Origin of the sequence: Spongisporangium articulatum (assembly GCF_044465595.1) — a bacterium.
Lineage (GTDB): Bacteria > Actinomycetota > Actinomycetes > Actinomycetales > Kineosporiaceae > Spongisporangium > Spongisporangium articulatum.
On the sequence record NZ_JBITLV010000001.1, the window covers coordinates 313,148 to 327,517 of the forward strand.

Below are 14,370 nucleotides of genomic sequence, written 5' to 3' on the forward strand. Positions count from 1 at the left end.
ACGGTTACTGAAGTGGACCTTACAGTGATGGATCATCGTTTTAGGGTGAGCCGACACGCATTGAAACCGCTTTATTCTTCGGTCTCGTGAGTTCTCACCCGAACCCCGCCGCAGCCGACCCAGACGACGGATACGGCACCCTCCCCCAGATGGGTGACCCTTGGGAGCAAGGGCACGAGCAGGTGGTGTTCTGCCGAGACCGGGCGAGCGGGCTGATGGCCGTCATCGCCGTCTACGACACGCGTCTCGGGCCCGCCCTGGGCGGCACGCGCTTCCGCGCCTACCCGTCGAAGGACGCCGCCCTCCAGGACGCGCTGAACCTGTCCCGGGCGATGGCCTACAAGAACGCCCTCGCCGGTCTCGACCACGGCGGCGGCAAGGGCGTCATCCTCGGTGACCCCGTCACAGTGCGCAGCGAACCCCTGATCCGCGCCTACGGCCGGTTCGTCGAGTCCCTGCACGGCCGGTACGTCACAGCCTGTGACGTCGGCACGGTCGTCGCGGACATGGACCTGATCGGCCGGGAGACCCGCTACGCCACCGGCCGCAGCCCGGCCGAGGGCGGCGCCGGCGACTCCGGCGTCCTGACGGCCTTCGGCGTCTTCCAGGGCCTGCGAGCCGCGGCCCAGGTCCGCTGGGGCGCCCCGGAGGCCCTGGCGGGCCGCCTGGTGGGCGTCAGCGGGGTCGGCAAGGTCGGCCGTGCCCTCGTACCGCTCCTGCTGGACGCCGGGGCGCGGGTCGTCGCCACCGACCCCGCACCGGCCGCCGTGGGTGCGGTGGCCGGGCTGGCCGGCGTCCGCGTGGTCGAGGACACCGCCGCCCTGCTGCGCGAACCGCTCGACGTCTACGCGCCCTGTGCGCTCGGCGCAGCCCTGACGGCCGAGGTGGTCGAGGGGCTGAGCGCGCAGATCGTCTGCGGCGGGGCGAACAACCAGCTGGCCACGCCCGAGATCGGCGACCTGCTGCACGCCCGCGACGTCTTGTACTGCCCGGACTTCTGCGTGAACGCGGGGGGCGTGATCGCCGTGGCCGACGAGTGGGCGGGCCGCGACCGGGGCGGCTACGACGCCGAGCGGGCCCGAGGCCGGGCCGCGCGGATCTTCGACACCACGCTCGCCGTTCTCACCGAGGCGACCGAGACGGGTGTGACCCCTGACACAGCCGCGGCCCGTACCGCCGAGCGGCGGATGGCCGAGGTGGGCGGATTGACCCGCATATTCACGGGATTGCCCTGATCGACGGGCGCCTCGGCGCCCCGACGGGATGGACGTCACGCCTCGCCGCAATCGGCGACGGGATGCCGGAAGGGCCTCGCACGATGTAGCGTTTGGAACTACGAGAGACTGATGACCACTCCGGAGCCCCGCCACGTGCGCCAGCTCCGGATCGACGTGTGAGGGGGTCGACGCCATGGGGCGCGGCCGTCAGAAGGCCAAGCAGACCAAGGTCGCTCGGGAGCTGAAGTACTACAGCCCCAACACCGACCTTGACGCCCTCCGGGCGGAGCTGGCCACCGGTGACCAGCGTGGAGCGGCTCCGGCCCCTCCGCGCGAGGACGACACGGGTCTGGATGAGCGAGACGACTATGCGGATTGGGCGAGCGACGGCTATCGCTGATCCATCCGCACGTCGCGCCTGAGCTCAGTCACGTCTCGGGTACCCCTCAGTTCGGGTGCTCTCCCAGCGTGAGCACGCGTCCGCCGTCCACGCCCTTGGCGCCCTGGACGACGTCCGCCGGCTCGCCCGCGGAAGCCCCCTCCTCGTCGTCCCCGACGACCGAGCCGAGCACCCATGCTCCGACGCCGCGCGCCTCCAGACGGGCCACCGCGGCGTCCGCATGCTCCGGGGCCACGACGGCGACCATCCCGACACCCAGGTTCCAGGTGCGTTCGAGATCGGCCCGCGGCACCCCGCCCAGTCCGCCGAGCACCGTGAAGACCGGCGGCGGCGTCCAGGAGCTGCGGTCCACCACGGCGGTGAGCCCGCGCGGCAGGACGCGGGCCAGGTTGGCAGCCAGCCCACCTCCGGTGACGTGCGAGACGGCGTGCACCCCGCCGTCCGCCAGGCCCTCGATCAGGTCGAGGACGTCGGCGGCGTAGATCCGGGTCGGGGTCAGCAGTTCCTCGCCGAGGCTGCGGCCGAACTCGGGGACGGCGCGGCCCAGGTCCCAGCCGGCCGCCCGGATGATGCCTCGCACCAGGGAGAACCCGTTGGAGTGCACCCCCGAGGCGGCCATCGCGACGACCACGTCGCCGGCCCGCACCCGTTCGGCCCCGAGCAGCTCGTCGGCCTCGACGACGCCCACGGCGGCCCCCGCGACGTCGTACTCGTCGTCCCCGAGCAGGCCCGGGTGCTCGGCCGTCTCGCCGCCGACCAGGGCCGTACCGGCCTGCTCGCAGCCCCGGGCGATGCCGCTGACGATCGAGGCGACCCGCTCGGGCACGACCTTGCCGAAGACCAGGTAGTCGGTCATCACGAGGGGTTTGGCGCCGCAGACCACGAGGTCGTCGACGACCATGGCGACCAGGTCGAGCCCGATGGTGTCGTGCACGTCGAGGGCCTGGGCGATGGCGACCTTGGTGCCCACCCCGTCGGTGCTGCTGGCCAGCAGGGGGCGCCGGTAGCCGAGCAACGCGGAGGCGTCGAACAGGCCCGCGAACCCGCCGACCCCGCCCAGCACCTCCGGCCCGTGGGTGCGGGCGACGGCCGCCTTCATCAGCTCGACGGCCTTGTCGCCCGCTTCGACGTCGACCCCGGTGCTGGCGTACGTGATCGGTTCTGGCACAGCCGAACCCTATCTAGCTGTGCCGGACCGCCAGCTCCAGGCCGGGTAGGGCCTCCGGGTTGTCGGCCTCCAGCGTGTGCTTGCCGAGGAACGCCGAGTCCGGCAGCTCGATCGGGTACTCGCCGGTGAAGCAGGCGGTGCACAGCCGGTCGGCGCGCTGGTTGGTGGCCGCGACCATCCCGTCGAGCGAGATGTAGCCGAGGCTGTCGGCGCCGATGTTGGCCCGCACCTCGTCGGTGCCCATGCCGCTGGCGATCAGCTCGGCCCGGGTGGCGAAGTCGATGCCGTAGAAGCACGGCCAGGTGACCGGCGCGGAGCTGATCCGCACGTGCACCTCGGCGGCCCCCGCCTCGCGGAGCATCCGGACCAGCGCCCGCTGGGTGTTGCCCCGCACGATCGAGTCGTCGACCACGACCAGCCGCTTGCCCTTGATGACGTTGCGCAGCGGGTTCAGCTTCAGCCGGATGCCCAGCTGGCGGATGGTCTGGCTGGGCTGGATGAACGTCCGCCCCACGTAGGCGTTCTTGACCAGACCCTGGCCGTAGGGGATGCCGGACTCCTGCGCGTAACCGACCGCGGCCGGGGTGCCCGACTCGGGCACCGGGATGACCAGGTCGGCCTCGACCGGGTGCTCGCGGGCCAGGCGGCGGCCCATCTCGACGCGCGACTCGTGCACGACCTGGCCGTTGATCGTGGTGTCGGGCCGGGCCAGGTAGACGTACTCGAAGATGCAGCCCGTCGGGGTGGGCTCGGCGAACCGGGTGGAGCGCACACCGTCGGCGTCGATCGCGACGAGCTCGCCCGGCTCGACCTCGCGCACGAAGTTGGCCCCCACGATGTCGAGGGCGGCCGTCTCGGAGGCGATCACCCAGCCCGACTCGAGCCGGCCCAGCACGAGCGGCCGGACGCCGTGCGGGTCGCGGGCACCGTACAGGGTGTCCTCGTCCATGAAGACCAGGCTGAACGCGCCCCGCAGCCGGGGCAGCACCTCCAGCGCCGTGGCCTCCAGCGTGTGGTCGCGGTCGCCGGCCAGCAGCGCGGTGACCAGCGCGGTGTCGGTGGTGTTGCCCCGCGAGACCTCGCCGCCGGCCACCTCGCCGTAGCGCTCGCCGACCAGCCGGCGCAGCTCGTGGCTGTTGGTCAGGTTGCCGTTGTGGCCCAGCGCGACGGTGCCCGCCGCGGTGGCGCCCAGCGTCGGCTGCGCGTTCTCCCAGGTCGACCCGCCCGTGGTGCTGTACCGGCAGTGGCCCACGGCCAGGTGCCCGCGCAGCGACTCCAGCGAGTTCTCGTCGAACACCTGGGAGACCAGACCGACGTCCTTGTAGACCATGATCTGGCTGCCGTTGGACACCGCGATACCGGCGGCCTCCTGGCCGCGGTGCTGCAGGGCGTAGAGCCCGTAGTAGGTGAGCTTCGCGACCTCTTCGCCGGGAGCCCACACCCCGAAGACCCCGCAGGCGTCCTGCGGGCCCTTCTCGCCGGGGATCAGGTCGTGCGAAAGCCTGCCGTCTCCTCGCGCCACGAGAGGGATTCTCCCATAGGCGGGTTAGTGCCGCCGACGTTCGAGCAGGAGGGCGAGTCCCAGGGCGAGCAGCACCCCGATCAGGCCGAACAGCAGGACGAAGGTCATCTCGGGCGAGCGCGTGTTCAGCTGCTTACCGATGGTGTCGACCTGCTCGGGCGGCAGCTGGGCGACGACCAGGCCGAGCACGGCTCCGAGCGCGAACCCGGTCAGCGCGAACGGGAAGTAGCGGGGCGCGCGGCGGACCCGGACGACGCGCTGCTCGCGCTCGTCGACGGGCTCGTTCTCGGGCTCGCTCACGGTGACGACGGTATCCCGAGACCCTGGATGGGCAGCAGGTGGGACAGGTCGGACCGCTGGCCGCTGGCCCGGACCCGGCCGCCGGCGACCTCGTCGGCCCACTGCGCGGCCCCGGTGGCCAGCCGCAGCCAGGTCTGCGGGTCGGTCTCGACGACGTTGGGCGGCGTGCCGCGGGTGTGCCGAGGGCCCGGGAGGCACTGGACGGCCGCGAACGGCGGCACCCGGACCTCGGTGGTGGGCCCGGGCGAACGGGTGGCCAGCTCCTCGAGGGTGTACCGGACGGCGGTCGCCAGGACCGGGCGCGGCTGGCCCTCCGGGTCGGCGAGCCAGGCGCTCAGAGCCCGGCGTCCGTCGTCCACCGGGGTGCGGCGGCGGGGGGCACGGGTGGCCGGTGACATGCCCCCATCCTCCCCGATCATCCCCCTGATCGGGCACGATGACCCTCATGAGCGACTACGGGCAGCAGGATCCCGACGCGACGACGCAGCTGCGGGTGATCAGGGAGACACCCCCGCCGCCGTTCCCGGACCCTTCGCCGTTCCCGGACCCGTCGCCGTTCCCGGAGGCCGGGCCGTTCGCCCCGGCGGCCGACCCGTTCGCCGTCCCGTACGCGCCGCCGCCCGCGCGCCGGGGCGGGCGCCTGCCCCTCGTCCTCTCCGGGCTGCTCGGGCTGCTGCTGGTCTTGGGCGCGGTCGGGTACGCGCTCTACGACGGGACGCCGCAGGCCAAGCCGAGCACCATCGGGGCCAGCAGCGCTCCCGCGCCGCCGCCCCAGCCGATCCCGACCAGCGCGTCGCAGAGCAAGTACGTGGCGTCGATGATCAAGGTCGACCAGTTCTTCGGGCTCGACCCCGTGCGCACCGCGAAGCAGGGCAAGGCGATCTGCAACTACCTGATGATCGGCCCGACCCGGGCGGAGGCCCTGGCCTACGCCCAGAAGCGCCTGACCGGTGGCACTTTCACCCTCAGCGAGGACAAGGTCGTGAAGGCCATCGGGAACGGGCGGACCTACCTCTGCCCGAACGCCCCCGTCGCGCGTTAGCTGCGCGGCCGGACGACGCCGAGCGCGTCGCCGGTCAACCCGGGGAAGACGTCGCCCAGGGACGACGCCCCGCACCGGGCCGTGAGGATCTCACCGAGGACGAGGCGGTAGTCGGTCGCCCCGGCCAGGTCGCCGTCCACCAGGTCCTCGTCGGCCAGGCCGGGCCAGCGGCCGTGCACCTTTCCGCCGTTGACCCCGCCGCCGAGCAGGAGCACCGCGTTGCCGTGGCCGTGATCGACTCCGCCGGAACCGTTCTCACCGACCCGGCGGCCGAACTCGGACAGGGTCACGAGGGTGACCCGGGAGAAGAAGTCGCGCTTGGAGTCGGACTTCAGGTCGGTCGCGAACGCGGCCAGGGCCGCGGCCAGGTCGTGCAGGTGGTCGTACATCCAGCCGCCCTTCGCGGCCTGGCCCATCCCGGCGTGCATGTCCCAGTCGCCCTCGTCGACGGTGGCCACCTGGAGGCCGATCCCGGCCTTGATCAGCTGAGCCACGTCGCGCAGGGCCTTGCCGAGGTGGGTGTCGGGGTAGCTCGCCTCTCCCGACGGCTGGTACGTCTTCGCGGCCAGCGCGGCCGTCGTCCCGGCCGCGGCCAGGGCGGCCCGGGCCGGGTCGGCGATCGGGGCGGGGGCGCCGGGGACGGCCATCGCGCGCAGCGCGGTGGTCCACCGGGCCCGCTCACCGTCGTCCCACGCTCCCGAGATGGCGAAGCTCTTCACGCTGTCGAGGGCCATCTCCGGGTTCGGCCCGCGCAACGACGCCGGGATGGCGCTCGAGCCGGCCTGGACGGCCTGGAACGCCCCGGCGTCGGCGCGGGTACCGACGGTGCGGTCGAGCCAGCCGGTGCGCAGGGACGATCCGGGCGCGGCCCGCTCGAGCTCCTCCATGGCCTGGAAGTGCGAGCGGGTCGGGTTGGGCTGACCGACGGCGTGAACGGCCCCGAAAGTGCCTGCCTTCCAGAACGGTTCGAGCGGGGCGAGGCCCGGGTGCAGGCCGAAGATGCCGTCGGCCCCGATCAGCCGGCTCGTGGGCACACCGATGGTCGGGCGGGCGGTGGCGTAGGCCGGGTCACCGGCGGGCACGATCGCGTTGAGGCCGTCGAAGCCGCCCCGCAGCGACAGGACCACCAGCACGTCGCCCGCGTAGCTCGCCGGCTCGGCGGCGAACGCGAAACGCGCCGCCGGGCTGAAACCTTCGAGCACCGTGAGGGTGGCGCCGAGTGCCCCGCCGGCGGCCAGCCGGCGCATCAGGGTCCGGCGGGACAACCCGCGGCCCTCGGGGCAGCCGCAGGTCTCGTTCATCGTGAGGGTCTCGGTGGTCATCGCAGCGCGTGCTCCGGGGTGTCGAGGAGGAGGGCGACGACGTAGGGCAGCCGCCAGGTGACGATGGCGCTCTTGCGGGTGACCCGGGTGCCGGGCGTGACCTTGTTCCACTGGTCGGTGAGGAACGCGCAGACGGCCGCCTTCTCGCCGGCGGTGGCCCTCCGGTTCAGCAATCGGAGCGCCAGCCCGTCGACGAAGGCGCCGTGCGTGGCGGGCAGTTTCGCGGGCATCAGCGACATCGCCCCCGCCCCGTTGAGCATGTTCTTGCCCGGCCACCAGCGGGCGCCGATGTTCAGGTGCGCGTTCCACCGGGCCAGCGACCCGGCCGGCGACGACCAGGCCGCGGCGACATCGGGGTAGCCGTTCGGCGGAGCCCAGGCCAGCGGCGCGTGGCCCATCCCGGCGAGCATCCAGTGCAGCGCCTCCACGCCCTGGGTGCCGGCCTTGTCGGCCTTCAGCCCGAGCACCCGCACGGTGGCCACGACGTCCTCGTACGGGCGGCGCACCTTCTGTCCGGCCGCCGCCTTGAACTCGCTGCTGCTGAACAGTTCTCGCAGCACGGGGACGATCGCGGTGTCGTGGTCGAGGTAGGTCTGGGCGAGGCGTTCGACCAGCCCGGGCGACGGGTCGTCGGACACGAACCGGACGGCGAGCTTGCGGGCCAGCTGGGCGGCCGTGCTCTCGTGCCGGGCCAGGTAGCGCAGGTAGGCCTTGGCGACGTCGAGGCCGCCGGCGGCGTCGGCGTTCTGGTGGGTGAAACCGAGCACCTGCACCGGGCCGGTCCAGTGCCAGGCCGGCTTGTAGAGCGCCGTCCCGTCGTTGCCGACGGTCACCCCGGTGAGGATCCGTGCGCTGTTCTTGACGTCGTCCTCGCCGTACCCGGCGCCGACCCCGACGGTGTGCAGCTCGAGAAGCTCACGGCCCTGGTTCTCGTTGGGGTGCCACTTGTTCGAGCTGGCGTTGTCGAGGTAGCGCTGCATCGCCGGGTGCAGCGACGCCTCGACCAGCAGGTCGTCGAACGAGCCGAGGGCATGTTCGCGGATCACCCGGTCGTAGTCGGCGCGGTTGTCCCAGACGTCCGAGGAGGGGCAGGTCACGTTCAGGTGGTTCGACCAGAACTCGACCATCACCTCGAACAGCTGCCGCTTGCTCCACAGCGCCCGGGTCAGGGTGGCCCGCACGACCTGGAACATGGCGTCCCAGCCGCCGCTGTTGTTCAGCTTGGCGCGGGTGGTCGGGATCGACCAGTCCAGCGCCGGGTAGCGGGCCAGCAGCTTGTCGCAGGCCGAGTCGTCGATGGTCTGCGGGGCGAGCTGGCGGTCGAGCCACTTCGCCGCGCCCAGGGAACCGATCTCGGTGAGCAGCGCCGGGGTCGGGCCGTAGGTCGTGCGACGGACCAGGTGCAGGCTGGAGGCGGAGAACACGATTCACCCGTCGGCGGGATCATGGTTTTGGTAAGAGGTCCGTCGAGCGGCATTCGGGTGAACCCTGCGGCTCGAACGGGGGACAGCCCTAGGGAAGCCGGATCACCCGATGGCACCACGTGTCGTAGGGCAGCCGCAGGGTGCCTGCGGCGCCGGCCACCCGCCGTCCCAGGGCCTCGACCTGCGCGACCACGTCGTCGCGATCGGCACGGATGGAGACGTAGGACCAGCTGGCGGCCAGGGCGCCCAGGCCGGCCGGGGTGAGCGCGAGGTCGATGCCGAACCGGTGCGTGATCATCGGGCCGAACGGCCCGGGAACCACCGGGTCGCTGCGCTGTTCATGGATGGACTTGCCGTTCCCGAGGGTCGGTTCGCCCACCAGGGTGCGCAGTTCCCGCGTCCAGGCGGCACTCTCGTTGCGGGCGTGCCAGCCCAGGCCGAACACTCCGCCCGGGCGCAGGACGCGGGCGACCTCGGCGGCCGCACGCCCGGCGTCCACCCAGTGCCAGGCCTGCGCGACGGTGACGGCGTCGACGCTGCCGTCGGGCAGCGGGATCGCCTCGGCCCCGGCCCGGACGACGTGCGCCCGCGGCTCGCGCTCGCGCAGGACGGCGAGCATCGCCCCGCTCGGGTCGAGCGCAGTGACCCGGTGCCCGGCGTCCACGAGCGTGCGGGTCAGCTTGCCGGTGCCCGCGCCGACGTCGAGGACGTCGAGGGCCCGGCCCGCGAACGGACCGCCGGGCTCGGTGCCGGTCAGCCAGGCGGCCGTGGTCGCGGGCCACCCGGGTCGGTGCCGGTCGTAGCCCGTGGCGTCGGCGCCGAACGAGGTGCGCTGCCGTTCCCAGCGTTGCGTCCGGCTCACGACCATGAGGCCAGTGTCGCCCGGACCGGCTCAGGCCTCCATCGGAGGCGGTTCGACGGCGCCGGTCATGATGGCCACCGCCTCCGACATGCTGTGCGACGCAGGCGTGATGACCGTGGCCCGGCGGCCGAGCCGCTGGATGTGGATCCGGTCGGCGACCTCGAACACGTGCGGCATGTTGTGGCTGATCAGGATGACGGGCAGGCCGCGGTCGCGGACGTCCCGCACCAGTTGCAGCACCCGGTTGCCCTCGCGCACCCCCAGCGCCGCGGTGGGTTCGTCGAGGATGACGACCTTGCTGCCGAAGGCCGCCGAGCGCGCCACCGCGACCCCCTGCCGCTGGCCGCCCGACAGGCTCTCCACGGCCTGGCCGATGTTCTGCAGGGTGGCGATGCCCAGCTCACGCATGTGCCGCTCGGCCTCGGACTTCATGTGCTTCTTGTCGAGCATCCGGAAGACGCTGCCCAGAAACCCTTTACGACGCTCCTCCCGGCCGAGGAACAGGTTGTCGGCGATGTCGAGGCCGGGGGCGACGGCCAGCGTCTGGTAGACCGTCTCGATGCCCGCGGCCCGGGCGTCCATCGGGCTGCGGAAGTGCACGGGCCGCCCGTCGAGGAGGATCTCGCCGGCGTCCGGGATGAGCGCCCCGGACAGGGCTTTGATCAGGCTCGACTTCCCGGCCCCGTTGTCGCCGATCACGGCCAGGATCTCGCCCGGGTACAACTCGAGGTCGCCCTGCTCGATGGCCGTGACCCGGCCGTACCGCTTGACGAGCCCTCTGGCTTGCAGGACAGGGGTTCTCGTGGTCGTGGCGGTCATGCCTTCACCTTCCTGATCCACTGGTCGACCGCGACGGCGAGCAGCACCAGCAGGCCGAGCGCGAACCCGACCCACTCGACCTGGACGCCGACCCGCACCAGCCCGGTCCGGAACACCCCGACGATGAGGGCCCCGATCAGCGTGCCGACCACACTGCCGCGCCCGCCGAACAGGCTCGTGCCGCCGATCACGACGGCGGTGATGGAGTCGAGGTTGTAGTCGGTGCCGACGTTCGGGCTGGCCGAGGCGAGCCGGCCCATCAGCACCCAGGCACCGATGCCGTAGCAGGCGCCCGCCACGGTGTAGACCGACAGCAGCACCCGGTCGGTGCGGATACCGGCCAGCCGCGCGGCCTCCCGGTCGTCACCGGTCGCGTACACGTGCCGGCCCCAGGCCGTCCAACGCAGCGAGTAGAACAGCCCGGCGAACATCGCCAGCATGATCACCGAACCGTAGGTGATGTTGAAACCGCCCACCGGGAAAGTGTTCCCGGTCCAGGTCATGATCGAGGGCATGTCACTGCCGCGGATCGTCTCGCTGCGTGAGATCACCGAGTTGAGCGAGAAGAAGATGCTCAACGTGCCGAGCGTGACGATGAACGGCGGCAGCTTGACCCGGGTGACCAGCGTGCCGTTCAGGCCGCCCATCGCGACCCCGAGGGCGAACCCGACGACCAGCGCGGGCAGCCCCGGAAGCCCCCAGTCGGTGGCCAGTTTGGCCATCAGGATGGAGGTGAAGACCGCGATCGCCCCGACCGACAGGTCGATCCCCGCGGTGAGGATGATCAGCGTCTGACCGAGGGCGAGCAGGGCGATCACGGTCACCTGCTGGAGCACGAGGCTGAGGCTGGCGGCCGAGATGAACCGCGGTTCCAGCACGGTGAACGCGATGATCGAGACCACCAGAACGGCCAGCGGGCTCAAAGTGGGCTGGGCGTGCAGCAGGTGCTGGAACCGGGTGCCGAGCGAGTCGGAGCCCCCGGTGTCGAAGGCGTGGGCGCCGGCGGGCCGGGTCGCCTCGGCGACCCGGCCCTCCGACTCGGGCGTGGGGGTCGTGGAGCTCATCGCTCAGCCCCAGCAGTTGTCGGCGCCGAAGGCGGTGTCCTTGGACGGGACCCCGTCCTGGGCCTGGTCGGTGATGAGATTGACGCCGGTGTTGGTGAAGTCGCTGCCCGACGGGTTGGCCGGCTTGGTGTCGCTCTTGGCGAACGCGGCGATCGCCTCCACGCCCTTCTGGGCCATCAGCAGCGGGTACTGCTGGGAGGTGGCACCGATCTGACCGTCCTTGACCGCCTGCACGCCCGGGCACCCGCCGTCCACCGACACGATCGTGACGTCCTTGTCCTTCCCCGCAGCCTTCAGCGCCTGGTAGGCGCCCGAGGCGGCCGGTTCGTTGATCGTGTAGACGAGGTTGATGCCGGAGTCCTTCTGGAGCAGGTTCTCCATGGCGGTCCGGCCGCCGTCCTCAGCGCCGTCGGTGACGTCGTGGCCGACGATCCGCGGGTCGTTCTCGTCGCCGATCCGGGTCTTGTCCTTCACGTCGATGCCGAAGCCCGTCATGAAACCCTGGTCACGCTGGACGTCGACCGAGACCTGGTCGGCGTTCAGGTCGAGGAAGGCGATCTTGGCGCTCGCGGCCTGGTCGCCCAGCGCCGCCTTGGCCCACTGGCCGATCAGCGTGCCGGCCTCGAAGTTGTCGGTGGCGTAGGTGGCGTCGGCGGCGTCGGGCGGGTCGAGCTGGGTGTCCAGCGCGATCACGGCCAGGCCCGCCTGCTTGGCCTTGTCGATGCTCGGCACGATGGCCTTGGAGTCGGCCGGGGTGATCAGGAACCCTTTGGCGCCGTCGGCGATCAGGTTCTCGATCGCCTGCACCTGGCTCTCGTTGTCGCCGTCCTTCTTCCCGGCGAACGTCCGCAGTTCGACGCCCTGCGCGTCGGCGGCCTTCTGGGCGCCTTCCTTCATCTTGACGAAGAAGGGGTTGGTGTCGGTCTTGGTGATCAGCCCCACGATGGGCTTGTCACCGCCACCCGAGTCACCCGACCCCCCGCCACATCCGGCGAGGGCCAGGGCCGCGGCCAGACACGCTGCTGCGATGCTGCGGTTCATGGTGCCTCCCACCCCGGCCGGCGCCCGCCGGCCGAGCTAGACGTCTTCGGCCAGCTCTCGTGGTTCCGGGAAAATTTCCCCACAGATATGGGTGAGTCACAAGAAAAGGAGCGAAACGGGCGCCGTTTCGTGCCCGTTGTTGACAACCTTGTCAGCACTTCCCGACCATGATTGCTCTCGGCACTGCCGCTACGGTTCGGGTGCGACCGGCCGGTAACTGCTGCAGGCCACGCAGATTCGCTTGCGCGTTCAATCATGCAGCAGGGCAGGAGGAGTCGCGTCGATGGACGTCCCACTCGGGCCCGGCCGGGACGGCGAACGCCGCCCCACGATGCGTGACGTCGCCGCGCTCGCGGGCGTGAGCCTGAAGACCGTCTCGCGGGTCGTGAACGGCGAGCCCGGGGTGTCCGCGCTGCTCAGCCAGCGGGTGCGGGGCGCGATCGAGCAGCTCGACTTCCGGCCCAACGTCGGGGCCAGCAGCCTGCGCCGCACCGGTGGGCGGACGTCGACCGTGGGCCTGCTGCTGGAGGACGTGTCCAACCCGTACTCGGCCGCGGTGCAGCGGGCGGTCGAGGACGTGGCGATCCCCCGGGGCGTGATGGTCTACTCGGCCAGCCTCGACGAGGACCCGAGCCGCGAGCGCGAGCTGGCCCGGGCGTTCAGCACCCGGCGCGCGGACGGGCTCATCATCGCGCCCGCCAGCGACGACCAGTCCTACCTGGCCAGTGAGGTACGGGCCGGAACGGTCGTGGTCTGCATCGACCGCGAAGCGCAGGCCCTGCCCGCCGACTCGATCCTGGCCACCAACGCGACCGGGTCGACCGAGGGCGTGCGACACCTGATCGCGAGCGGGCACCGGCGGATCGCCTTCCTCGGCGACCGGCGGACCATCGTCACCGCCCAGCAGCGGTTCGACGGCTACCGGGACGCGCTCACCGGCGCCTCGATGCCGCTGGACGAGCAGCTGATCGTGCACGACCTGTACGACCAGGGGCTGGCCGAGGCCGCCGTGGTGCGCCTGCTGGAACTGCCCGAACCGCCGACCGCGCTGTTCACCGCCCAGAACCTGCTGACCATTGCCGCGGTCCGGGCGCTGCGCCGCCTGGGTCGCGAACAGACCGTCGCGCTGGTCGGGTTCGACGACTTCCCGCTGGCCGACCTGGTCACCCCCGGCATCACCGTCGTCGCCCAGGACCCGACCGCGATCGGCCGCCTGGCCGCGACCGTGCTGTTCGAACGGATCGCCGGCGACACCCGCCCGCCCGCGACGCACATCGTCCCGACCACGCTGATCCCCCGCGGCTCGGGCGAGATCAAACCCTCGTAATGCTCATGCTGTCGAAATGAACGTTTCGAGGCCGGATCAACCGGCGATTCATGTACATCTGGACAGCATGAGCGTCAGAGGCGACCACCGGCGGGGTCGGCGGAGAGGCGCTGGCTGACCCAGATCGGGATCACGCTGAGCAGGATCAGCACGGCGGCGACGACGTTCACGACCGGGGCCTGGTTGGGCCGGAACAGGTTCTCGAAGATCCAGATCGGCACCGTGTTCAGCCCGGGGGCCGCGGTGAACGTGGTCACCACGATCTCGTCGAAGCTCAACGCGAAGGCCAGCAGGCCCCCGGCGACCAGCGCGGACCGCAGCTGGGGCAGCGTGACCAGGCGGAACGTCGTCCACGAACCGGCGCCGAGGTCGGCGCTGGCCTCCTCCAGGGACGTTCCGGTGCGCCGCAACCGGGCCAGCACGTTGTTGTGCACGACCACGATGCAGAACGTCGCGTGGGCCACGATCACGGTGAGATACCCGAAGGGCAGGCCGATCACGGTGAACGCCGAGCGCAGCGCGATGCCGGTGACGATGCCCGGCAGCGCGATCGGCAGGATGACGAGCAACGAGACGGTCTGCCGGCCGAAGAACCGGTAGCGCCCCACCGCGAAGGCCAGCATGGTGCCCAGCAGCAACGCCACCGCCGTCGCCCCGAGCGCCACCACGACGCTGGTCACGACCGCCGAGCGCACACCGCTGCTGTCCAGGGCCCGACCCCACCAGTCGAGCGTGAAACCGCTGGGCGGCCAACCGAAGGTACGTGACGTGTTGAACGAGTTGACCAGCACCACGGCCAACGGCACATAAATGAAGGCCAGGCCGAGGGCCATCGCCGCCCGCAGCACCCAGCGCCCACCGT

General features: G+C 71.7%; 15 protein-coding genes. 4 read left to right on the top strand and 11 right to left on the bottom strand.

Annotated elements, in window-relative coordinates; translation table 11 throughout:
• Positions 1 to 149 precede the first annotated feature (149 nt).
• On the top strand, positions 150 to 1,235 hold the full coding sequence (locus ACIB24_RS01520) for a Glu/Leu/Phe/Val dehydrogenase dimerization domain-containing protein (RefSeq protein ID WP_398274129.1): 1,086 nt from the start codon (positions 150 to 152) through the stop codon (positions 1,233 to 1,235).
• Positions 1,236 to 1,410: 175 nt separating this feature from the next.
• On the top strand, positions 1,411 to 1,617 hold the full coding sequence (locus tag ACIB24_RS01525) for a DUF3073 domain-containing protein (RefSeq protein WP_398274132.1): 207 nt from the start codon (positions 1,411 to 1,413) through the stop codon (positions 1,615 to 1,617).
• Between the two features lie 46 nt (positions 1,618 to 1,663).
• On the opposite strand, the gene purM is transcribed toward ACIB24_RS01525, so the two are convergent.
• Genes purM through ACIB24_RS01545 form a run of 4 tightly spaced genes read right to left on the bottom strand, consistent with a single transcriptional unit; the run spans position 1,664 to position 5,005 of the window.
• The gene (purM, locus tag ACIB24_RS01530) at positions 1,664 to 2,785 is read right to left on the bottom strand and encodes a phosphoribosylformylglycinamidine cyclo-ligase (RefSeq protein ID WP_398274136.1); all 1,122 of its coding nucleotides are present in this window, start codon (positions 2,783 to 2,785) and stop codon (positions 1,664 to 1,666) included.
• Between the two features lie 13 nt (positions 2,786 to 2,798).
• Complete coding sequence (gene purF / locus ACIB24_RS01535) at positions 2,799 to 4,307, bottom strand: amidophosphoribosyltransferase (protein ID WP_398274139.1); 1,509 nt, start codon at positions 4,305 to 4,307, stop codon at positions 2,799 to 2,801.
• 24 nt (positions 4,308 to 4,331) lie between these two features.
• On the bottom strand, positions 4,332 to 4,607 hold the full coding sequence (locus ACIB24_RS01540) for a hypothetical protein (protein WP_398274142.1): 276 nt from the start codon (positions 4,605 to 4,607) through the stop codon (positions 4,332 to 4,334).
• Positions 4,604 to 5,005, bottom strand: a complete 402-nt coding sequence (locus ACIB24_RS01545) for a sterol carrier family protein (protein WP_398274145.1) — start codon at positions 5,003 to 5,005, stop codon at positions 4,604 to 4,606. The genes ACIB24_RS01540 and ACIB24_RS01545 overlap by 4 nt, the downstream gene beginning before the upstream one ends.
• 47 nt (positions 5,006 to 5,052) lie before the next feature.
• Between ACIB24_RS01545 and ACIB24_RS01550 the strand changes: the two genes are divergently transcribed.
• On the top strand, positions 5,053 to 5,649 hold the full coding sequence (locus ACIB24_RS01550; RefSeq protein ID WP_398274146.1) for a hypothetical protein: 597 nt from the start codon (positions 5,053 to 5,055) through the stop codon (positions 5,647 to 5,649).
• On the opposite strand, the gene ACIB24_RS01555 is transcribed toward ACIB24_RS01550, so the two are convergent.
• The 6 genes from ACIB24_RS01555 to ACIB24_RS01580 all read right to left on the bottom strand — a co-directional run bounded on the left by ACIB24_RS01555 (position 5,646) and on the right by ACIB24_RS01580 (position 12,181).
• Positions 5,646 to 6,971, bottom strand: a complete 1,326-nt coding sequence (locus ACIB24_RS01555) for a DUF1501 domain-containing protein (protein ID WP_398274149.1) — start codon at positions 6,969 to 6,971, stop codon at positions 5,646 to 5,648. The genes ACIB24_RS01550 and ACIB24_RS01555 overlap by 4 nt on opposite strands.
• On the bottom strand, positions 6,968 to 8,395 hold the full coding sequence (locus ACIB24_RS01560; RefSeq protein WP_398274152.1) for a DUF1800 domain-containing protein: 1,428 nt from the start codon (positions 8,393 to 8,395) through the stop codon (positions 6,968 to 6,970). Before ACIB24_RS01560 ends, ACIB24_RS01555 begins: the two co-directional genes overlap by 4 nt.
• 88 nt (positions 8,396 to 8,483) lie before the next feature.
• Entirely contained in the window at positions 8,484 to 9,263 is a 780-nt protein-coding gene (locus ACIB24_RS01565; RefSeq protein ID WP_398274155.1) for a class I SAM-dependent methyltransferase, read from the bottom strand.
• 24 nt (positions 9,264 to 9,287) lie between these two features.
• Positions 9,288 to 10,076, bottom strand: a complete 789-nt coding sequence (locus ACIB24_RS01570; RefSeq protein WP_398274157.1) for an ATP-binding cassette domain-containing protein — start codon at positions 10,074 to 10,076, stop codon at positions 9,288 to 9,290.
• On the bottom strand, positions 10,073 to 11,140 hold the full coding sequence (locus ACIB24_RS01575; protein WP_398274160.1) for an ABC transporter permease: 1,068 nt from the start codon (positions 11,138 to 11,140) through the stop codon (positions 10,073 to 10,075). The genes ACIB24_RS01570 and ACIB24_RS01575 overlap by 4 nt, the downstream gene beginning before the upstream one ends.
• Positions 11,141 to 11,143: 3 nt before the next feature.
• A complete protein-coding gene (locus tag ACIB24_RS01580; protein WP_398274163.1) occupies positions 11,144 to 12,181 on the bottom strand; it encodes a sugar ABC transporter substrate-binding protein in 1,038 nt (345 codons plus the stop codon).
• 283 nt (positions 12,182 to 12,464) lie between these two features.
• On the opposite strand from ACIB24_RS01580, the gene ACIB24_RS01585 reads away from it, so the two are divergent.
• The gene (locus tag ACIB24_RS01585; protein ID WP_398274166.1) at positions 12,465 to 13,508 is read left to right on the top strand and encodes a LacI family DNA-binding transcriptional regulator; all 1,044 of its coding nucleotides are present in this window, start codon (positions 12,465 to 12,467) and stop codon (positions 13,506 to 13,508) included.
• Between the two features lie 74 nt (positions 13,509 to 13,582).
• Here the strand turns inward: ACIB24_RS01585 and ACIB24_RS01590 are convergent, their stop codons facing one another.
• Positions 13,583 to 14,341 (bottom strand): ABC transporter permease, encoded by a 759-nt coding sequence (locus tag ACIB24_RS01590; protein ID WP_398276691.1) that lies wholly within the window; start codon positions 14,339 to 14,341, stop codon positions 13,583 to 13,585.
• Positions 14,342 to 14,370: the final 29 nt, after the last annotated feature.

Excerpts from the sequence above, each read along its gene's own strand:
- ACIB24_RS01520 (WP_398274129.1), top strand. The coding sequence starts at position 150 with ATGGGTGACCCTTGGGAGCAAGGGCACGAGCAGGTGGTGTTCTGCCGA.
- ACIB24_RS01525 (WP_398274132.1), top strand. The coding sequence starts at position 1,411 with ATGGGGCGCGGCCGTCAGAAGGCCAAGCAGACCAAGGTCGCTCGGGAG.
- ACIB24_RS01545 (WP_398274145.1), bottom strand. The coding sequence starts at position 5,005 with ATGTCACCGGCCACCCGTGCCCCCCGCCGCCGCACCCCGGTGGACGAC.
- ACIB24_RS01550 (WP_398274146.1), top strand. The coding sequence starts at position 5,053 with ATGAGCGACTACGGGCAGCAGGATCCCGACGCGACGACGCAGCTGCGG.
- ACIB24_RS01555 (WP_398274149.1), bottom strand. The coding sequence starts at position 6,971 with ATGACCACCGAGACCCTCACGATGAACGAGACCTGCGGCTGCCCCGAG.
- ACIB24_RS01565 (WP_398274155.1), bottom strand. The coding sequence starts at position 9,263 with ATGGTCGTGAGCCGGACGCAACGCTGGGAACGGCAGCGCACCTCGTTC.
- ACIB24_RS01570 (WP_398274157.1), bottom strand. The coding sequence starts at position 10,076 with ATGACCGCCACGACCACGAGAACCCCTGTCCTGCAAGCCAGAGGGCTC.
- ACIB24_RS01575 (WP_398274160.1), bottom strand. The coding sequence starts at position 11,140 with ATGAGCTCCACGACCCCCACGCCCGAGTCGGAGGGCCGGGTCGCCGAG.
- ACIB24_RS01580 (WP_398274163.1), bottom strand. The coding sequence starts at position 12,181 with ATGAACCGCAGCATCGCAGCAGCGTGTCTGGCCGCGGCCCTGGCCCTC.
- ACIB24_RS01585 (WP_398274166.1), top strand. The coding sequence starts at position 12,465 with ATGGACGTCCCACTCGGGCCCGGCCGGGACGGCGAACGCCGCCCCACG.
- ACIB24_RS01590 (WP_398276691.1), bottom strand. The coding sequence starts at position 14,341 with ATGGCCCTCGGCCTGGCCTTCATTTATGTGCCGTTGGCCGTGGTGCTG.